Annotated in this window: 12 protein-coding genes; 7 read left to right on the top strand and 5 right to left on the bottom strand. The window is 62.8% G+C overall.

Annotated features, from left to right (window positions below; all coding sequences use genetic code 11):
• The 3 genes from C9383_RS24475 to C9383_RS24465 all read right to left on the bottom strand — a co-directional run.
• On the bottom strand, positions 1-3,393 hold a 3,393-nt coding region (locus C9383_RS24475), incomplete at its 3' end, for a DUF6531 domain-containing protein (protein ID WP_107338884.1).
• A gap of 158 nt (positions 3,394-3,551) precedes the next feature.
• The gene (locus C9383_RS24470) at positions 3,552-6,635 is read right to left on the bottom strand and encodes an efflux RND transporter permease subunit (protein WP_090370380.1); all 3,084 of its coding nucleotides are present in this window, start codon (positions 6,633-6,635) and stop codon (positions 3,552-3,554) included.
• Between the two features lie 2 nt (positions 6,636-6,637).
• Positions 6,638-7,744 carry an efflux RND transporter periplasmic adaptor subunit gene (locus tag C9383_RS24465; protein ID WP_090370382.1) on the bottom strand — a complete coding sequence of 369 codons (1,107 nt, stop codon included), beginning with the start codon at positions 7,742-7,744 and terminating at the stop codon, positions 6,638-6,640.
• A gap of 96 nt (positions 7,745-7,840) precedes the next feature.
• On the opposite strand from C9383_RS24465, the gene C9383_RS24460 reads away from it, so the two are divergent.
• From C9383_RS24460 to C9383_RS24445, 4 genes are all read left to right on the top strand, one after another.
• Positions 7,841-9,043, top strand: a complete 1,203-nt coding sequence (locus tag C9383_RS24460; protein ID WP_090370384.1) for a multidrug effflux MFS transporter — start codon at positions 7,841-7,843, stop codon at positions 9,041-9,043.
• A 105-nt stretch (positions 9,044-9,148) separates the two neighbouring features.
• On the top strand, positions 9,149-10,009 hold the full coding sequence (locus C9383_RS24455; RefSeq protein ID WP_060752455.1) for a pirin family protein: 861 nt from the start codon (positions 9,149-9,151) through the stop codon (positions 10,007-10,009).
• A gap of 173 nt (positions 10,010-10,182) precedes the next feature.
• Positions 10,183-11,628, top strand: coding sequence for a mechanosensitive ion channel domain-containing protein (locus C9383_RS24450; protein WP_060752456.1), 1,446 nt, complete (start codon positions 10,183-10,185; stop codon positions 11,626-11,628).
• A 94-nt stretch (positions 11,629-11,722) separates the two neighbouring features.
• Positions 11,723-12,160: a carboxymuconolactone decarboxylase family protein gene (locus C9383_RS24445; protein ID WP_090370387.1), complete on the top strand. Its 438-nt coding sequence runs from the start codon at positions 11,723-11,725 to the stop codon at positions 12,158-12,160.
• Here C9383_RS24445 and C9383_RS24440 read toward each other — a convergent pair whose 3' ends face one another.
• Both C9383_RS24440 and C9383_RS24435 read right to left on the bottom strand, forming a co-directional pair.
• Positions 12,161-14,302, bottom strand: coding sequence for a TonB-dependent siderophore receptor (locus C9383_RS24440; protein ID WP_090370389.1), 2,142 nt, complete (start codon positions 14,300-14,302; stop codon positions 12,161-12,163).
• A 119-nt stretch (positions 14,303-14,421) separates the two neighbouring features.
• Positions 14,422-16,296: a sigma-54-dependent Fis family transcriptional regulator gene (locus C9383_RS24435; RefSeq protein WP_090370391.1), complete on the bottom strand. Its 1,875-nt coding sequence runs from the start codon at positions 16,294-16,296 to the stop codon at positions 14,422-14,424.
• Positions 16,297-16,605: 309 nt separating this feature from the next.
• Between C9383_RS24435 and C9383_RS24430 the strand changes: the two genes are divergently transcribed.
• Genes C9383_RS24430 through C9383_RS24420 form a run of 3 tightly spaced genes read left to right on the top strand, consistent with a single transcriptional unit; the run spans position 16,606 to position 19,730 of the window.
• Positions 16,606-17,586, top strand: a complete 981-nt coding sequence (locus tag C9383_RS24430) for a thiamine pyrophosphate-dependent dehydrogenase E1 component subunit alpha (protein WP_060752460.1) — start codon at positions 16,606-16,608, stop codon at positions 17,584-17,586.
• Between the two features lie 24 nt (positions 17,587-17,610).
• Positions 17,611-18,630: an alpha-ketoacid dehydrogenase subunit beta gene (locus C9383_RS24425; protein ID WP_060752461.1), complete on the top strand. Its 1,020-nt coding sequence runs from the start codon at positions 17,611-17,613 to the stop codon at positions 18,628-18,630.
• Entirely contained in the window at positions 18,627-19,730 is a 1,104-nt protein-coding gene (locus C9383_RS24420; protein ID WP_090370393.1) for an acetoin dehydrogenase dihydrolipoyllysine-residue acetyltransferase subunit, read from the top strand. Before C9383_RS24425 ends, C9383_RS24420 begins: the two co-directional genes overlap by 4 nt.
• The last annotated feature ends 13 nt before the right edge of the window (positions 19,731-19,743 follow it).

Raw genomic sequence — 19,743 nt, 5'->3', positions numbered from 1 at the left:
TTGGCGTTGGTAAAGAATGTGTTCCTGCTGGGTGATGGCGTGGGCGTGCAGGCGGTGCTGGTCGTCGTAGTGGTAGTGGCTGAGCAACTGGCCTTGTTGGCGTTGGTGTTCGCGACCGTTTTTAAACAGGTGTGAGGTGAGCAGCGCACCGTTGAGTTCAACCGTGGAAAGGTGACCGCCTTTGTCATGGTTGAACACCAGACGGTTGTTGTCCGGCAGGCGCAGGTGTTTTAACTGACCACAGGCGTCATAGCCGTAACGCAGGGTGCCCCAGCCTTGGTGCTCGGCGGTGAGGCGATTCTGGACGTCGTATTCGTAGGCCAGCGCCCAGTGGCCGTCGTCGACGCTGAGCAGGTTGCCCTGGCGGTCGTAGGCGTATTCAACCACCTTGCCATCGGCAAGGGTTTTTCGTACGAGGCGCCCGGCGTGGTCGCGCTCATAACGCGTAACCAGCTGACTGCCATCGTCACCGTGTTCGGTCTTTTCCAGCAGGTTGCCGTTGAGGTCGTAGGCATACGCCGTGCGCTGGCCGTCAAAGCCGATTTCTTGCTGGATCAGTCCGTTGGGGTGGTAATCAAGCTGATAGGTTTCGCCGGCTTCGTTTTCAATCGCGGTCAGCAATAACCGCACGTTGTCGTAGCGGTACTTGACCTGGGTGCCGTCGGCATTGAGGCGGCGGCTGATCAGGTGCAGGCCGTCGGCATATTCGTAACGGGTGACGTGGCCGAGCTCGTCGCGTTCGGCGGTGATTTTTCCGTAGGGGTTGTAGCTGTATTCCCGATACGCACCGCCCGGCAAGACCACGCGAACCAGGCGACCCACGCTGTCCCACTGGTACTGGGTCAGCGCACCGTGCTCATCCTCACGCGCCACTTGCCGCCCAACGTCGTCATAGCGATAACGCTTGATGGCGCCATTGGGCAGTTGCTCCTCCAGCAATTGCCCGCGTTCATTCCAGACCAGCCGATGACAGCTGTGATCGGGGTACCAGACGCCCGTGAGTTGCCCGGATGGGTTGTAGCTGTAGTCGGTTATGTGCCCGGCGGGATCCGTCCGACGCGTCACGTCGCCCTGGTCATTGCGCTCATATTTCCAGACCGCCTGGCCGCGCCGCACCACGCGTACGAAGCCGTTGTCATGCTCGTAGGACGTCGGTTCGTCATCCCCCGGAAACACAGCCACCAAGCGTCCGGCATCGTCGTACTGATAGGCCGTCACCGCGCCCAGCGGGTCTTGCTCGACCGTCAGCCGGCCCTTGTCGTCGTAGGATTTGAAATGCTCGGCGCCGTCCGGATCGGTACGCTGTACCAGCCGTGCGCGCTGGTCATGCACGTAGACTTCCTGGCTGCCATCGGCGTTAACCACCGTGACCTGGCCGTCGTCACCCCAGGCATAACGCGCGTCCATCTGCGAGAAGCTGGCCCAATGCCGGACACAGCGCGCCGCCTTGCCGGAACGTTCCCATTCCCAGTAGAAACTCGCGCCACCGGCCAACTGCCGCTCAAGGATGACGTGCTGAGCGTCGTAGCGATAAACCTCGCGCTCACCCACGGCATTGGTCGCACACACCAGTCGGCCTGCATCGTCATAGGCGTAGGACACAACGTTGTGTTCGGTCACCCAGGTGAAGGCTTCATGGCCTTTGGCGCGCTGAACCTGGTAGTCCACTGCCACAATGCGCTCAAGCTCATAGCGCAAGAACAGCGAGCGGCCGACGCCGTTATCCAGCCGTTCAATACGCCCCGAGCGATCCCGCACAATGCGCAACCGGTTGTCGTACGCATCGCTGATGGCGGTGAGGACACCGTCGCAAAAGTGGTAGAAGCGTGACGCCTGGGCCAGCACTAATTCATCGGGCAGAGCGCCCAGATAGATCGCTACTTCGGCCAAACTGTTGGTTATTGCGGGCCGGGAAATAGACGGCAAGGGCAGCGTGGTCGACCGATTCTCATGATCCGTCCACACCACCGAATCGCCATCAACGACAAGCCTGTGCGCCAGCGCATGGCTCCAGCCAAACCCCAACCCACAATCCACTTCAACGGCACTGGTGCGATACAGCCGCGTCCACTCAAACGGCAACACGCCATCCAGCGTGCCATCGGTCAGCGTCAGCAATTCCTCGCCAGTGACCATCGACACCGGGCAGCCATGGGAGGCGGTCTTGTCCGCCGATGCCGAAGCCTCCCCATTGAGGTTTTTCCCCGAGGCCGGCACATCGTCGACAGGCTCCTGCCTGACCAGTACCGTACGTTGCGTCGCCTTGTCTCGCACTGCCGTCACGGGGTTGGAAACTAACTGATCGCCAGCTTTCAACGGCCCGATCGGTACCGTGTTGATCGGCGTCGGCGCGCTGCCGAGCCAAACCGGCTTAGCCATCTCAACGTGATCATCCACACCAGATTTGCCGAATTGCCCAGCCATCTGTTCCAGCCAGCGCCGCGCACGACGGGACTTGATCGCGCCCAGCACCTTCGTGCTCATGCCTATCGCCAGGCCCATCCCGCCTATGGCGCGGCACAGCAACAAATTGATCAGGACCTCGGCGCTGATTTGCCCCAGCAATTCGTTCATATACGGCGCTGGCAGCATGCGTATCCAACTGACCATGGCCGCCAGATAGACAAACAACAGTGGCTCATCGCTGAGCACCAGCAGGCCTTTGGCGAGGGCCTCGGTGCTGACTTTCAGCAGTTGTTCGAACTCAGCCTGGGACAGGTAGTGCAGCAGTTTTTCCGCATGGGCCAAGGGGTCGCTCAACCATTGAAACAGCTGCTTGAGGTCGTCCCAGAGCGAGTAGAGCGCGTTACCAAAGCCTCGGGCATAGGCGTGGTGCAATGTCAGGTAGCGCTTGAGGAAGTTTGCTTCGGAGTAACCCTTCCACAGTGGCTTGAAAGTGGTGCGCCACTCTGCGCGCAGCCAGTCTTCCAACGGTGCGATGAGCGACTGATACGAGGCGTACAGCGCCTTGAAGTGCGCCTTGGAGACATCGGGGTAGAAGTTGACCCGGTATTGCTGGTTGCGATCACACTCGGTGATTTCCAGAATGCCGCTTGGCCCGATGGTGTGATGAATCGGCTCGCCCAATGGCCCGCCGTCAGGATCGACGCGCTGCATGATCACCGGGGTATTGCCAATCGGCACGAAACGCGAACTCTGGAACATATGCACCAGGGTCAGGGTGCCGTTGGCTTGGCAGGTGGCGACGGTGCTGCTGGGCAGGATCGAACGGTTGATCGGCGCCACGAGCGCCACTTCATTGCCGACCTTGAAGACCTGCTCGATATCGAGCGCCGAAAAGCTGAAAAAGCTCTCTGCCCAATCGTCGTAATGGTTGAGGCAGCGCTTGAAGTCGCTGATGACCGACTCGACGTCGCGGGTCTTTGAATCCATGGCGGCCAATACCAGCAGACCGATGGTCTGGCTGGTCACGGCGATCAAGAGGCAACCCCGAAAGACAGGGTTCTAACGCAAAGAAACATCGGCAATCCCTCGCACTGTGTATTCAGGCGAGGGACTTTGCAGAGGTTTTCAGGGGAGGGGAGTAGAGCTTATCCGGCGCTTGTGTGGGATGTTTCGACGGCTTCTGTCTGTTTGCGCCCCAGCACCAGGCTGCACAGTGCCGGCAGGAACAACAGCGTCAACACGGTGCCCACCGACACCCCGCCAATCAGCACATACGCCAGGGACGACCAGAACACCGAGAACGTCAGCGGGATGAAGGCCAGCGCTGCCGCCAGCGCGGTGAGGATCACCGGCCTGGCTCGTCGCACGGTGGCTTCGACGATCGCCTCGCGAATCGCCATGCCCTGTTCCTGGTTCTGGCGAATCTGGTCGGTGAAGATCAGCGTGTTGCGCATCAGAATCCCGCCGATGCCGATCAAGCCCAGAATTGCGTTGAACCCGAACGGCTGGTTGAACAACAGCAACGTCGGCACCGCGCCGATCAACCCCAAAGGCGCGGTGGCGAACACCATGAACATCACGCCGAACGAGCGCACCTGGAACATGATCACCGTGAGGGTCAGCAGGATCATGATCGGGAACAGCGCCGCCAGCGCGACGTTGGCTTTGGCGCTTTCCTCCACCGGGCCGCCGATGTCGATCCGGTAGCTGGCAGGCAGCTTGGCGATCAGTGGTTGCAGGTCTTTGTACACGGCCATCTCCACGTCGGGCGGTTGCACGCTGTCGATGATATCGGCGCGTACTTCCACGGTGGTCGCACGGTTGCGGCGCTTGAGGATCGGCTCTTCCATCACGGCCTGGAACTGCCCGACCTGGGCCAGCGGTACCGAAGTGCCGGCGCTGTTGGTCAGGGTCATGTTGTTGAGGTTGCCGAGGTTCTCGCGCTGGCTGCCCTGGGCGCGGGCGACCACGGCAACGGTGCGGTTGCCTTCGCGCACTTCGGTGATCGGGTTGCCGCTGAGCAACGCGTTAAGCTGGGACTTGACCTCATTGGGGGTGAAACCCAGCAGGCGCAGGCGGTCTTGATCCAGGACCAGGCGATAAGTGCTGGTGCGCTCGCCCCAGTCGAGGAAGGCTTCCTTGGTCAGCTTGTTGGCGGCCACCACACGACGCACCTCTTCGGACACGCCGCGCAGCACATCCACATCCGGCCCGGACACGCGGAACACCACCGGGAATGGCACCGGCGGGCCGAACAGCAACTGCGTCACGCGCACACGGGCCGCTGGAAATTCACCGGCGGCGATGCGCTCACGCATGCGCAATTTCAACGCATCGCGAGCATGGGAATCCGGGGTCTGCACGATCAATTTGGCGAAAGCCGGGTCGGGCAATTCCGGGTTCAGCGACAGGAAAAACCGTGGCGCGCCGCCGCCCACATAAGTGTCCACCAGGCTGGTTTGCGGCTCTTGCAACAGGGCTTTTTCCAACTGCGCCGCCACCGCCTCGGTGGCTTTGAACGCGCTGCCGGGCGGCATGTACACCTCAAGAATCAGCTCGGAACGGTCGGAGTTGGGGAAGAACTGTTTCTTCACCACGGCCATGCCCAGCCCGCACAGTACAAAGGCTGCGACCACCAGGCCGGTTACCAGCCAGCGCCCACGTACGCAGGCTTCGACCAAGCTACGCAGTTTGCGGTAGTAGCGCCCGGCGTAGATCGCGTCATGGCCACCGGGCACCGGTTTGATCTGCGGCAGCAGCTTCACGCCCAGGTACGGTGTGAATACCACTGCCACTAGCCAGGAGGAGATCAGCGCAAAGCCGACGATCCAGAAAATATTGCCGGCGTATTCTCCCGCGGCCGAGCGGGCAAACCCCACCGGCAGAAAGCCGATAATCGTCACCAGGGTGCCGGTGAGCATCGGCGCGGCGGTGGAACTCCAGGCGAACGTGGCGGCGTGAATCCGATCGAAACCTTCCTCCAGTTTCACCACCATCATTTCAATGGCGATGATCGCGTCATCCACCAGCAAGCCCAGGGAAATGATCAGCGCACCCAGGGTGATACGGTCGAACTCACGGCCAGTGAGCAGCATGATCACGAACACCACCGACAAGGTCAGCGGCACCGCAGCCGCCACTACCAACCCCACGCGAAATCCCAGGGCCAACAGGCTGATCACCATGACCACGGCCAGCGCGACGAAGAATTTCAGCATGAATTCATTGACCGCCAGGCTGATGTTTTTCGCCTGGTCGGAGACCTTGGCGAAGTTCACGCCCAGCGGCAGGTCGGCCTGGATCCTGGCTTCCTCGGCCTTGAGACTTTTGTCCAGCTCCAGGCCGTTCCAGTGTTTCTCCATGATCACGCCGAGCATCAGCGCCGGGTCGCCCTGGTGGCGGATGCGGTAGCTGGGCGGGTCTTCATAACCGCGGCTGACGCTGGCCACATCGGCGATGCGCAGCACACGCCCGTTGGCTTCCAGCGGTACGTTTTCAATCAGCGACAGGCTGTCAAAGGCACCGTCGATGCGGATATAGGCGCGCGCCCCGGCGGTTTCCACAAAGCCGGACGGCGCCACTGCGTTTTGTGCGGCGAGGGCGGCGAAGATCTGGTCCGGCTTGATGCCCAGGGTTGCCAGGCGCTCATAGGAAAACTCGACAAACACCCGTTGCGCCTGCTCACCGAGGATATTGACCTTCTTCACCCCCGGCAGGTCCAGCAACTGCTGGCGTAGCGTTTCGGCCATCTGCACTTGCTGGCGGTGGGGCAGGTGCTCGGCTTCGAGGGCGTACAAGGCGAAGTACACATCGGAATATTCGTCGTTGAAGAACGGCCCGACCACGCCATTGGGCAGTTTGGCGGCTTCATCGCTGAGCTTTTTGCGGGCCTGGTAGAACAGGTCCTGGAGCTCGCCGGGGGGCGTGGACTCCTTGAAGGTCATGCGCATCGACACGAAACCCGGCTGGGCGATGGTCTCGACGCGGTCGTAGTAATCCAGTTCCTGCAGGCGCTTTTCCAGGCGGTCGGCCACCTGTTCCTGCATTTCCCGGGCGGTTGCGCCGGGCCAGGCGGCGCTGATGGTCATGACCTTGACGGTAAACGACGGGTCTTCGGCGCGCCCCAGTTTGCCGAACGAGAAGATCCCGGCGGCGAGGATCGCGATGATCAGGAACAGCGTGACCGCACGGTGTTTCACGGCCAGTTCGGAGAGGTTGATGCCGCGCATATTCAATGGTCCTGCTGACGGTTGAGGGCCACGGTTTGGGCCGGCAGCAAGCGCACCGCGTCACCCTCGTGCAACAGGTGCGCACCGAGGGCGACGATGATTTGCCCGGGGTTCACGCCGCTGTCGAGCAGGGCGTCTTCCTGGCCGAGGCTGGCGACTTGCACCGGGGCGAAGCGGACCTTGTCGTTATCACCGATCACCCACACGCCGCTGCCATGCCCGGCGTCCAGCAGCGCGCCGATGGGCACGCGGGTTTGCTGGGCCTGGCCGCTGCCTTGCAGGCGCACGGTGATGGTGGAACCGAGGGCGAAACGCTCGACGCCGCCATGCAGCACGAAGCGGGCGCGGTAGGTGCGGGTGACCGGATCGGCACTGGCGGACAACTCCCGCAGGGTGGCCGTGAGGGCTTGTTCCGGGGCGCCGAAGGGGAACGCCAAGGCTTTTTGCGAAGCTTGGTCGCGCTGGGTTTCCGGCAGGTTGACGATGGCTTCACGGGCGCCATCGTGGGCCAGCCGCGCGACGATTTGCCCTTCGGCGACCACTTGGCCGCGATCCACGCGCACGTCGGTGATGATGCCGTCACCGTCGGCCTTGAGTACCGAGTAGGTGCGCCGGTTTTCGATCTGGCTGGCATCCGACTGCGCCGCAGCCAACTCGGCTTCGGCGACGCGCAGGTTGGTCGCCGACTGGTCGAAAATCTGCCGCGACACGGCGCCGGTACTGGCCAGGCGCTGGTAGCGGTTTTCGTCGTCACGGCGTTGGCGCAACTGCGCCTGGGCGGCGTTGACGCGGTTTTTCGCTGAGCGCAGGGCCAGTTCGAAATCGCCGATATCCAATACCAGCAGCGTATCGCCACGCGAGACATGCTGGCCGGGGTCGACCTTGCGTTCAATGACCTTGCCGCCCACCCGGAAGCCCAGGTCGCTTTCGGTACGGGCCGCCACCACGCCGGTGTAGGCGCTTTGCTGGGTGCCGGCGGCCTCGACCTTGGCCGCCAATACCGGGCGGGGCAGGGGCACTTCGGCGGCGGTATCGGCCTTGCTGTTGCAACCGGCGAGGACGCTCAGCAAGGCCAGGGGGGTGAGAAGACGCAGGGCTAGAGGGTTCATGATGGGCTCCAGGGGGATCGAGCAGAAAATTATGGACATAATTTTTTGCTCATATTATGGTCGAAATATAAATTAATCCAGCCCCGGATCATCCCCATGGCAAACGCCCCGACACCCTCACGCAGTTTGTTGTTTTTATTGGTTGCCCTGACGGCACTGGGTGAAGTCTCGACCCAATTGATCATCCCGGGCCTGGGCTCTATCGAGCAGGCGCTGGCGGCGCCGCCCGGTTCGGCATTGATGGCGATGTCGGCATTTGTCGCGGCGTTTGGCCTTGGGCAACTGCTGTTTGGCCCGCTGTCGGACCGCATAGGTCGCCGTCCCGTACTGATCGGCGGCTCGGTCCTGTATGTGCTGGCCACGCTGTCGATGCTGTTGGTCAGCGACATCCACCAATTGATTGCCGCCCGGGTCGCGCAGGGGCTGGGCGCCTGCGCCGCGCTGGTGTTGGCGCGCACGGTAGTGCGCGATGTCTGGAAAGCCGAGGCGGGCCCGGCCCTGGCGTTGACCATGATCGGCATGCTCTACGCCATTGTGGTCGCACCGATGATCGGCGGCCTGCTGATCAAACTCTTCGGTTGGCGCGCGCCTATCGTCCTCTCGTTGCTCATCGGTGGCGCGGTGTTGCTGCTGGCGCTGCTGTTTTTCCGCGAGAGCAACCAATCCCTCGATCCCAAGGCCGGTCATTGGCGCACGCTGGGCGGGCAATACCTGGATTTACTCAAAAGCCGCCAATACCGCGCCTACGCCGTCGCGCTGGCCTGTACCTATGGCGCCATGTTTGCGGTGATTGCCGGCTCCTCGGCGGTGTTTATCAACCTGTTGGGTTTCAGCAGCCTTGAATACGGCATCAACTTCGGCCTGATCGTGTCGATGCTGATCCTCGGTTCCACCTACACCCGGCGCAATATCCTGCGCCTGGGCGCGCAACGGATTGTGGCGATGGGCGTGACGCTGGTGGCTGTGGGCGGCCTGTCGGCCGTATTGATCTACGCAGTGTTCGGCCTCTCGGTCGTCGGCTTGGACCTGCCGATTGCGCTGGTCACTCTCGGTGGTGGGCTGGTGCTGCCAGGCTCGGTCACCGGTGGGGTGATGCCCAATGCCCACCGCGCCGGCCTGGCCGCCGGCTTGATGGGCTTTTCCCAGATGTTCGGCGCAACCTGCAGCGGCTTGTTATTGAGCCAACTGCGCGATGGCAGCGCCGTGCCCATGATCATGCTCGAGGCCAGTTTTGCGGTGGCGGCATTCTTCGCGTTTCACCTGTTGCGTGAGCGCCGGCCGGCGCTGGCGGCTGCCTAGCCATAAGCGGTTGATTGTCTCACCTGTGGGACAGTAAGAGCTGTGGCTGCTATCTAGCGCTCAATTGGTATCGGATTTAAGGTGTATGCACTTTGGAGGTACACCATGAAGAAACTAATCGGTATCTACACCAGCCCCCGCGCCCACTGGGTCGGCGACGGCTTCCCGGTGCGTACGCTGTTTTCCTACGACACCATGGGCAAGCACATCAGCCCATTCCTGTTGCTGGACCACGCAGGCCCTGCCGATTTCACCCCCACCGAGCAACGTCGTGGCGTCGGACAGCACCCTCATCGTGGCTTTGAAACCGTGACCATCGTCTACGACGGCGAAGTCGAGCACCGCGATTCCACGGGGGCCGGCGGCAAAATCGGCCCTGGCGATGTGCAGTGGATGACGGCGGCCAAAGGCATCCTCCACGAGGAGTTCCACTCCGAAGCCTTTGCCCGCAGCGGCGGGGCACTGGAGATGGTGCAACTGTGGGTCAACTTGCCGGCCAAGGACAAAATGGCCGACGCGGGCTACCAGACCATCGTCGATGGCGACATTCCGCTGCTGCCGTTGGCTGACGGCGCCGGGCAACTGCGCCTGATTGCCGGTGAGTTCGCCGGCACCCAGGGCCCGGCGCGCACCTTTACGCCGATTGACGTGTGGGACCTGCGCCTCAACGCCGGTAAAGCGCTGACGCTGGACCTGCATGCCGGGCGCAACACCGCGTTGGTGATCCTGCGCGGCACGGTGCTGGTCAACGGTGAGGAAGTCGCACGCCAAGGCCAGTTGGCCTTGTTCGAGCGCGATGGCAGCCAGCTCACCCTGGAGGCCAACGACGACGCCAAGGTGCTGCTGCTCAGCGGCGAGCCGATCGACGAACCCATCGTCGGCCACGGTCCGTTCGTGATGAACACCGAGCAGGAAATACACCAGGCGTTTGTTGACTTCCAGTCGGGCAAGTTTGGGCGGATGTGAAGCCAAGGGTTGTCGCAACCCCCTTGTGGGAGCGGGCTTGTTGTGGCTGGGGAGCTTGCTCGCCACAGCAAGCTCCTTCATCACAACAAGCCCGCTCCCACATTTTGCTTGGCGCTATACCTGATCTGTCTATTTCATGCGATCTTCTGCGCATTCGCCCTGGAGTCGCCTGGATGCCCACATTTATCGCTGAACACCCCATGCTCTGCGCGTTGGCGCTGATCTTTATCGACATTGCCGTGTGGCGGCTGATTTCCGTCAACCTGGCCAGTTGGAAGCTGGCGGCGCGGTTGGTGATCTTCGCGGTTTTCAGTGCCGTGCTGTTCAACGACGGCATGAACCCCATGCAACTGGCGCCCTATGCCGACGACACCACCTTGCACCTGGCCGCCACGGCCCTGCAGATCGGCTGGTGGCTGTTCGCGGCGCGCACCCTCACGGTGTTGCTCGGCACCGTGATGATGCAGCGGGTCGGTCACACCGGGCGGCTGTTGCAGGACCTGATGGGCGCGGTGATTTTCCTGATCGCGATCATCGCGGCCATGGCCTATGTGCTCGACCTGCCGGTCAAGGGGGTGCTCGCCACCTCCGGCGCGGTGGCGATCATCGTCGGCCTGGCGCTGCAGAGCACCTTGAGCGACGTATTTTCCGGGATCGTGCTCAACACCACCAAGCCGTATCAACTCGATGACTGGATTTCCATCGACGGCACCGAAGGCCGCGTCACGGATATCGACTGGCGCGCCACGCGCCTGCAAACCTCCCAGGGCAGCCTGGCGGTGATTCCCAACTCCTTGGCGGCCAAAGCCAAGATCATCAACTTCTCACGCCCGGCGGACATGTTCGGGCTGGCAGTCAGCCTGCAAGTGAGCCCCCACGCGCGCCCGCAAACTGTGATCGAGGCATTGGAACGGGCGATGCTCGGGTGCCGGCCGTTGCTGGCCACGCCGGCCCCGAGCGTGGCATTCAAGTCTTCGGGCAGTGGCGGCGTCGAATATGAGATCAGTGGTTTCGTGCCGGCCATGGGCCTCAAGCGCGATGTGCGCAACCAACTCTATGACCTGGCATTCCGTCATCTGCAGGCTGCGGGCGTCAGCCTGTTGTCCGCCACCGAAAGCAGCGCGCCAAGCTTGGTGTCCGGGGCGCGGGCACTGCTGGAGCGCTCGCCGATTTTCTCCACCCTGCGTCAGGAAGAAAAGGACACCTTCAGCCAGAACATGGTCCTGCAATCGTTTCGTAGCGGCGAGATGATCTTGCCGGCGGGAGAGGTCAGCGACCACTTGTTCATCGTCGCCTCCGGTGTGGTCTCGGTCATGCTGACCAAGGATGGGCGCAAATTCGAAGCCGGGCGCATGGGGCCGGGCGAGGTGATTGGCGAGGCGGGGATTCTGTCCGACCAAGGCGTGCCGGCAGACTTCCTGGCCAAGACCTACTGCACCCTGTACCGCGTCGAGAAGGAATACCTCAAGCCTTGCCTGGATGCGCGGCATGACATCAGCGAGGCCATGAAAGCCTTGCTCGACTTCCGCCTGCACGCGGCCCAGACCTTGACTCAAGCCACACCGGTCGCGCCGGTAAAGACCGGGTTCCTGCAGTGGCTGCGCAACCGTGGCCTGTAGATTGGTCACCTGTTCTTCGCCCGAATTGGCTATTTCTCCGGGACGCCGCGCTGACTAATCTGCTCAGCGTTCCCACCGTTCCCGGAGTATCACCATGCAGGCCCGTACCGATTTCTACACCGCGTCCCCAGATGCCATGAAAGCCATGCTTGCCCTGGAAGCCGCCGTTGGCAAGCTGTCCATTGAACTGCCGTTGCTGGAGCTGGTGCGCCTGCGCGTGTCGCAGATCAACGGCTGCGCCTTCTGCCTCGACATGCACACCGCCGATGCGCGCAAGGGCGGTGAAACCGAGCGCCGCCTGTACACCGTGTCGGCCTGGCGCGAAACACCCTTCTTCACCCCCCGTGAGCGTGCCGCCCTGGCCTGGGCCGAAAGCCTGACCCTGATCAGCCAGACCCACGCCGCCGACGCCGACTACAGCGCACTGGCGGCTGAGTTCAGCCCACAGGAGCAGGTCGACCTGAGCGTGGCGATCAGTACGATCAACAGCTGGAACCGCCTGGCGGTGGGCTTTCGCAAGATGCCCAAGTAATCAGAAATTGACCGAGGCACTCAGGCGCGCCGTCAAGGGCGCCCCCTGGAACAGGTAGTCATCGCCCAGGTACTCGCCCGCGTCGCGCCAGTAGCGCTTGTCGAACAGGTTGTCGACGCTCAGGCGAAACACCGTTTCATAGCCGTCGAGCCGGGTGGTGTAGCGGCTGCCCACATTGACCACCGCATAATCCCCCACCTCCACATTGCCGCTGCGATTGGCGTACTTCTTGGCGCTGTATTGCACGCCGCCGAGTACCGCCAGGCCGTTGACCCACGGCAAGGCATAGTCGGCGTACACACTGGCGCGCAGCTTGGGCACGTTGATCGCTTGATGGCCTTCGTAAGCCGGCGTGCCGCTGCCGTTCACCCGGGCACGGATCGCCGCCACGCTGGTGGCGATTTGCAGGCGCTCAGTGGCCCATCCGTTGGCTGACAATTCCAGCCCGGTGTTCTGCTGCCGGCCTTGTTGCACGTAAGTGAACTGGCCATTTTCGGGTTTGGCGTACTGATAGGCCTGGCGCGTCTGGAACACGGCGGCGGCGAAGCTGATACGGCGCCAGTCGTATTTCACACCGGCTTCGATTTGCCGCGAGGTGGTCGGGGCCAGGGTTTCATCGGCATTGGTTGCGAACCACGGCGCGCTCCCGCCCAGGGACAGGCCCTTGCTGTAGCTGGTGTACAGCGAGAGGTTTTCAATCGGTTTATAGATCAACGACGCCTGAGGTAGAAACACAGACTGCTGGGTATGACGCGCCGGGTTGCCATCGCTGTCGAAGGCTTGTTCATCCAGGCGCACTTCACGTCCGCCGAGAATCGTCTGCCATTGCTCGTTGAAACGAATGCGGTCGGTGAAGAACAGGCCGTACTGGCGGCTGTCGAGGTTACGGTGGCTGTCGTTCAACGGGACGTCGGTGGCTGGGAAACTCGGCGCATCTTCGTTGATATTGCCGCTGCCGATGTACTCGTTGACCGGTTTGCGCTTGTCGATCACCCGGCGGAACGCGCTGGTGCCGAAGGTCAGCTCATGGCCCAGGCCCGCGGTGTCGAACAGCCCGGTCATGGCCGCTTGCACTTCGTCATCGCGGCGGGTGTCGTCGGGGCTGCGGTAGTCGTAGATGCCGTAATCGCCTTGCGCAGAAAAATAGTTGCCCAGGCCCGTCGTGTCGCCGCCCCAGGCAAACGAGCTGTAATCGTCAATCACCACCTTGCTGCGTGCCGCGCTGACGGAGCCTGTCCACTGATCGCTGAAGCGGTACTCGAACTTGCCGTTGAGGTTCAACGAATCGATACCGACCTGGCGGCCGCCGGTTTGATGGCCGAGCAGTTTTTTCGGCGACGCGTCGTGGGGCACTTCGCTGCCGCCGAGCAACTGATAGCCCGGCACCGAACGCTGCTGCTTGTTCTGGTATTCCGCATCCAGTTGCAGCACGGCATCGGGGCTGATATTCCAGTCGAACGCCAGGGACACGAAATCACGCTGGCCATTGGCATGCTCCACATAGCTGTGCAGGTCTTCATGGGCCACGTTGGCGCGCAGCCCAAATTGCTGTTCGCTGCCGAACCAGCCACCGACGTCGGTGGCGACATAACCACTGCCACGATCGTCGCTGGAAACGCTGACCGAACGCACATCCTCCGGGCGCTTGGTCACATAGTTGATCACACCGCCGGGCTCGGAGATGCCACTCTGCAAGCCGGCCAGCCCCTTGAGCACTTCCACCTGCTGCTTGTTTTCCAGGGCGACGTTCTGCTCGCCGGTGATGGTGCGCCCGTTGATCTTGTAGCTGCTCGCGGCATTCAGCGAAAAGCCGCGCACCACAAAGTTTTCGTAATAGCCAATGGGCGCATAGCTGTCACCCACTGCGGCGTCGTTGCGCAGCACTTCGCTGAGCAAGCGGGCCTGTTGGTCCTTGAGCATGGCGGCGTTGATGACTGTGATCGAGGCCGGGGTGTCCAGCAATGGCGTTTCAGTGAAGCCGCCGACCGAGGCTGTGTCGCTGCGGTAGCCGGAGGCTTCCTGGCCCTGGACCTTCACCGCCGGCAGCTCTATTTCAGCCGCCAGGCTGTTGCCGATGCCGCCGCTGAGCAGCAGGCCGAGGGCAAAATGTGAAGGAGCGACGGGACGAAAACGCAAAACCATGGGGCAGGGCCTTAAAGCGCGGGGAGGGGGCGCATAAGCTAGGGGGCAATGCGGCAGCGGGCAAGCCCAAATATCAGTCACGGAAGACTTTTTTGCGGGCGCGGGCTGTTCGCGTCAGATCATTGCTTGCCGGGCATGTCGATGCCCAACCGGTTGACCCGGCGATACAGCGTCGCCCGCGAAATCCCGAGTGCCTGCGCCGTCGGCAACGGCTTCCAGCGATGTCGAATCAGCGCGTCCAGCACGACCTGGCGTTCCGGGCTGACACTCTGTTGCACCCGTGCCTCAACCTGTTCCCCGCGCACCTCAATCGGCAAATTCGCCAATTGCAGGGTATCGCCTTCGCACACCGCACAGGCATACGCCAGCACATGCTGCAATTGCCGCACGTTGCCCGGCCAGGCATAACCGAGCAACGCCTGGAGTGCCGCCTCGCTGAGACCCAGCGTCACGCCGCTGTTGCGCGCTTGCTGTTCCAGCAGTCGGTTGATCAACGCCAGCTTGTCGGTACGCTCGCGCAATGGCGGCAGGCAGAAGCGCGCACAACCGAGGCGAAAGTACAGGTCTTCGCGAAAGCGCCCTTGGCTGACCAATTCCGCCAAGTCGCGGTGGCTGGCGCAGATCACCTGGATATCCACGCGGCGCGTCTTTGCCGCGCCCAACGGCGCCACTTCGCCTTCGGCCATCACCCGCAGCAGGCGCGTTTGCAGCGCCAGCGGCATATCGCCGATTTCGTCGAGGAACAGCGTGCCGCCATCGGCTTGTACCAGCAGCCCCGGCATACCCTTGCTGGAGGCGCCGGTAAATGCCCCGGCCACGTAGCCGAACAGTTCGCTCTCGATCAGGTTTTCCGGAATCGCTGCGCAATTCACCGCTACGAACGGCCCGTTGCGGCGAGCACTTTGTGCATGCAACTGGCGGGCAAAGACTTCCTTGCCGGCGCCGGTTTCACCCTGTACCAGCACCGGCAGGTTGCGGTCCTTGACCCGCACGGCCAGGCGCAAATGCTCTTCGACGCGCGCGTCCACCTGCGCCACCGTTGCGGCGCGCACCGGCTGGCGCCGCGGGGCATTGACGCGTACGTGCAGCGCGCCCGGTTCGCCCAGCCAATGCAGTTGCTGGGCATGTTGATCCGTGACTGCGCGCAACGCCTCCAGGTCGAACACTTCGCCGATATGCGCCGGCACCTGGCCGAAGCGTCGGCGCAGGGCTTGGCGGGCTTTGCTGTTGAGCGCCTGTAGTCGACCGTCCTGGTCCCAGGCCAGCAGCAGGTCAGGCTGGCTGTCGACGTAACCCGGCGTGCTGTGGGCTTGCAGCACCCAGTGCTGGCGAGCGCTGTGCATGAAGAAGGCATTCTCGATGGCCTGCGCACTCTGCGCCACCAGCTGGCGCACCAGGTGCTGGCTGCGGCGGTCGTCCGGCGACTGCAAGGCTGAGGCGTCCATCACGCCCAGCAGGTTGCCCTGGGGATCGAAAATCGGCGCGGCGGAGCAGGTCAGGCCGATAAACGCGGCGCGGAAGTGGTCGCGTTTATGCACCGTCACCGCCGATTGGCTGGTCAGCACCGTGGCCACGCCGCAGGTGCCTTCTTCGGCTTCCGACCAGCAGGTGCCCAGGTACAGGCCGGCCTTGCGGCAGTCGCTGCGAATCGTGGTGTCCACGCGATGGTCGATGGTCTGGCCCTGAGCGTCGGTGAGCATCACGCAGTAGTCGGCGTGACGCACGCGGTGATGCAACTGGCCGACGGCTTCGCTGGCGATGCGCATGAACAGCTCGGCACGTTCGCGGCATTCCTTGAGCAAGGGTTCGGTGAGGATGCGTGGCCCTTGCAGCGAACCTGGGTCCAGGTGGTATTGCTCCATGGAGCGGCGCCAGGAATCGAAGATCACCGACGGTACCGGCGCCTGGGGCAGGCGATCGGCATTGCGCACCACGCGGCTGACGCAGTCGACATGCTCCTTGGGGGTCAGCCCCCTTGAGTTCGCGGCGAGCATAAGGCCTCCGGTTCTCGATCTTTGTTGTTATGCCCGCCATTAAGCGCGTATGCGCCGGGAGGGACAAGGGCAGCCTGACCAAATGCCCGGCGTGAGACGCAGCGTCTCATCCGGCGCGAGACGCTGCTTGCGTATTGCACTGCCGCGTCTCATGCAGCGCTGGCCCGGGGCGTGGGCACAGGCTGGCGGCGCCGCTCTGGATCAGGCATTTGCGAGGTTTTCCAAGGCCTTGGCACAGGCTGTGCTGAAGGGCCTGTAGCTGGTCGAAGCCAGCCTTTTGTGTGTCGAGACAACCTGGAGAACAACAAGATGTCCACTCACCTGTCCACCGATCAATTGCTGCATGCCTACACCGTGATGCGCACCATCCGTGATTTTGAAGAACGCCTGCACGTGGAATTCGCCACCGGCGAGATCCCAGGCTTTGTGCACCTGTACGCCGGGCAGGAAGCCTGCGCCGCCGGGGTCATGGCCCACCTCAACGATGAAGATTGCATTGCTTCCAACCACCGTGGCCACGGGCATTGCATCGCCAAGGGCGTGGATGTGTTCGGCATGATGGCCGAGATCTACGGCAAGAAAACTGGCGTGTGTGGCGGCAAGGGCGGCTCCATGCACATCGCCGACCAGGAGAAGGGCATGCTCGGCGCCAATGGCATCGTCGGGGCCGGTGCGCCGTTGGCGGCCGGTGCGGCGCTGGCCGCCAAACTCAAGGGTAGCCAAGGCGTGGCCGTGGCGTTCTTTGGCGACGGTGGCTCCAACGAGGGGGCGGTATTCGAGGCGATGAACCTGGCTGCGATCATGCGGCTGCCCTGCCTGTTCGTCGCCGAAAACAACGGCTATGCCGAGGCCACCGGTTCCGGCTGGTCGGTAGCCTGCAAGGACATCGCCGAGCGTGCCGTAGGGTTTGGCATGCCGGGGGTGATCGTTGATGGCAATGATTTCTTCGCGGTGCATGCAGCGCTCGGCGTCGCGGTGGAGCGTGCCCGCAGCGGCCAGGGGCCGACCCTGGTGGAAGTCAAATTGAGCCGCTTCTACGGCCATTTCGAAGGCGATGCGCAAACCTATCGCGGCCCCGATGAAGTGAAAAACCTGCGCGAATCCCACGATTGCCTGACGCTGTTCCGTCAGCGCTGCAACGCCGAAGGCTGGTTGGAAGTGGCGCAACTGGAGCGCATCGACCGCGAGGTAGCGCAGTTGATTGACGACGCCGTGCGCCTGGCCAAGTCCGACCCCAAGCCTCAGGCCGCCGACCTGCTCAGCGATGTGTACGTCGCGTACCACTCATAACAACAACTACGTGGAGAGAATTTTATGGCTCGCAAAATCAGCTATCAGCAGGCGATCAACGAAGCCCTGGCCCAGGAAATGCGCCGCGACCAGAGCGTTTTCATCATTGGCCAGGACGTCTGCGGCGGCACCGGCTCGCCCGGCGAGCAGGACGCCTGGGGCGGTGTGTTGGGAGTTACCAAGGGCCTGTATCCGCAATTTCCCGACCGCGTACTGGACGCGCCGTTGTCCGAAGTCGGTTACGTGGGCATGGCGGTGGGCGCCGCCACCCGCGGCATGCGCCCGGTATGCGAGTTGATGTTCGTCGACTTTATCGGCTGCTGCCTCGACCAGTTGCTCAACCAGGCCGCCAAGTTCCGCTACATGTTCGGCGGCAAGACCACCACGCCGTTGGTGATGCGTGCCATGTACGGTGCCGGCCTGCGCGCCGCCGCCCAGCATTCGCAGATGCTCACCTCGATGTGGACGCACATTCCCGGGCTCAAGGTGGTGTGCCCGGCCACGCCCTATGACGCCAAGGGCATGCTGATCCAGGCTATCCGCGACAACGACCCGGTGATCTTCCTCGAGCACAAGATGCTCTACAGCCTGCAAGGCGAAGTGCCGGAAGAGCTGTACACCGTGCCTTTCGGCGAAGCCAACTTTGTGCGCGAAGGCCAGGACGTCACCTTGGTCACGTACGGGCGCATGGTGCATATCGCCCTGGAAGCCGCCGCCAACCTGGCGCGCCAAGGCATCGATTGCGAAGTGCTCGACCTGCGCACCACCAGCCCGCTGGACGCAGACAGCATCCTGGAAAGCGTCGAGAAAACCGGGCGCCTGGTGGTGATCGACGAATCCAACCCACGTTGTTCCATCGCCACGGATATCAGTGCGTTGGTGGCGCAGGAGGCGTTTTCATGCCTGCGTGCTCCCATCCAGATGGTCACCGCTCCGCACACGCCGGTGCCGTTTTCCGATGCGCTGGAAGACCTGTATATCCCCAACGCCGCGAAGATCGAAGCCGCGGTGCTGAAGATCGCCGACAAGAGGACCGCCGCATGATCCATACCTTGACCATGCCCAAGTGGGGGCTGTCGATGACCGAGGGCCGTATCGACATCTGGCTCAAGCAACCCGGGGACCGGGTGGAGAAGGGCGAGGCGGTGCTCGACGTGGAGACCGACAAAATCTCCAGCAGCGTCGAGGCGCCGTTCAATGGCGTACTGCGCCGGGTGCTGGCGCAGAGCGACGAGACGTTGCCGGTGGGGGCGTTGCTGGGGATTGTGGTGGAGGGCGAGGCCACCGACGCGCAGATTGATGCAGTGATCGAAAGCTTCAACGCCGGGTTTGTCGCCAGTGCGGATGAAGTCCAAGCGTCTGGCCCCAGCGCGCAGAAGGTTGAACTGGGTGGGCGTTTGCTGCGCTATCTCGACCTGGGCGAGGGCGCCACACCGTTGGTGCTGATCCATGGCTTCGGCGGTGACCTGAACAACTGGCTGTTCAACCAGCCGGCATTGGCCGTCGAACGCCGCGTGATCGCGCTTGACCTGCCAGGGCATGGCGAGTCGGGCAAGCACCTGCAAAGTGCGGACGCACACGAGTTGAGCCATGCGGTGTTGGCGTTGCTCGATCACCTTGCGCTGGACCGCGTGCATCTGGCGGGCCACTCCATGGGTGGGTTGGTCGCGCTGACGCTGACCGACCAGGCGCCCGAGCGTATTGCTTCACTGACCCTGATCGCCAGCGCCGGCCTGGGACCGGATATCAATGGTGATTACCTGCAAGGCTTTGTCGAGGCCAACCACCGCAACGCGCTCAAGCCGCAATTGACCCAGCTGTTCAGCGACCCCGCGTTGGTGACGCGGCAGATGCTCGAGGACATGCTCAAGTTCAAGCGCCTGGAAGGGGTGGATCAGGCGTTGCGGCAGCTCAATGCCAAGTTGTTCGACGGCGGGCGGCAGACGCTGGATTTGCGCAAGGTGGTGGGGCGGCAACCGAGCCTGGTGATCTGGGGCAGTGACGATGCAATCATCCCGGCCAACCACGCCGAGGGGTTGCAGGCCCGGGTAGAGATCCTGTCGGGGCAGGGGCATATGGTGCAGTTGGAGGCCGCGGAGCGGGTCAACCTGTTGATGGCGGCGTTTCTCAAGTCACAGCCTTGAGGCATCCAGGGTA

This window comes from Pseudomonas palleroniana (assembly GCF_003031675.1).
In the GTDB taxonomy this organism is placed as follows: domain Bacteria; phylum Pseudomonadota; class Gammaproteobacteria; order Pseudomonadales; family Pseudomonadaceae; genus Aquipseudomonas; species Aquipseudomonas palleroniana.
The sequence above is the reverse complement of the archived record's forward strand: the minus strand, read 5'-3'. Positions and strand labels throughout refer to the sequence as shown.

What these genes read in the sequence shown, in the direction of transcription:
- C9383_RS24470 (WP_090370380.1), bottom strand. Translation starts at nt 6,635, where the DNA reads ATGCGCGGCATCAACCTCTCCGAACTGGCCGTGAAACACCGTGCGGTC.
- C9383_RS24465 (WP_090370382.1), bottom strand. Translation starts at nt 7,744, where the DNA reads ATGAACCCTCTAGCCCTGCGTCTTCTCACCCCCCTGGCCTTGCTGAGC.
- C9383_RS24460 (WP_090370384.1), top strand. Translation starts at nt 7,841, where the DNA reads ATGGCAAACGCCCCGACACCCTCACGCAGTTTGTTGTTTTTATTGGTT.
- C9383_RS24455 (WP_060752455.1), top strand. Translation starts at nt 9,149, where the DNA reads ATGAAGAAACTAATCGGTATCTACACCAGCCCCCGCGCCCACTGGGTC.
- C9383_RS24450 (WP_060752456.1), top strand. Translation starts at nt 10,183, where the DNA reads ATGCCCACATTTATCGCTGAACACCCCATGCTCTGCGCGTTGGCGCTG.
- C9383_RS24445 (WP_090370387.1), top strand. Translation starts at nt 11,723, where the DNA reads ATGCAGGCCCGTACCGATTTCTACACCGCGTCCCCAGATGCCATGAAA.
- C9383_RS24440 (WP_090370389.1), bottom strand. Translation starts at nt 14,302, where the DNA reads ATGGTTTTGCGTTTTCGTCCCGTCGCTCCTTCACATTTTGCCCTCGGC.
- C9383_RS24435 (WP_090370391.1), bottom strand. Translation starts at nt 16,296, where the DNA reads ATGCTCGCCGCGAACTCAAGGGGGCTGACCCCCAAGGAGCATGTCGAC.
- C9383_RS24430 (WP_060752460.1), top strand. Translation starts at nt 16,606, where the DNA reads ATGTCCACTCACCTGTCCACCGATCAATTGCTGCATGCCTACACCGTG.
- C9383_RS24425 (WP_060752461.1), top strand. Translation starts at nt 17,611, where the DNA reads ATGGCTCGCAAAATCAGCTATCAGCAGGCGATCAACGAAGCCCTGGCC.
- C9383_RS24420 (WP_090370393.1), top strand. Translation starts at nt 18,627, where the DNA reads ATGATCCATACCTTGACCATGCCCAAGTGGGGGCTGTCGATGACCGAG.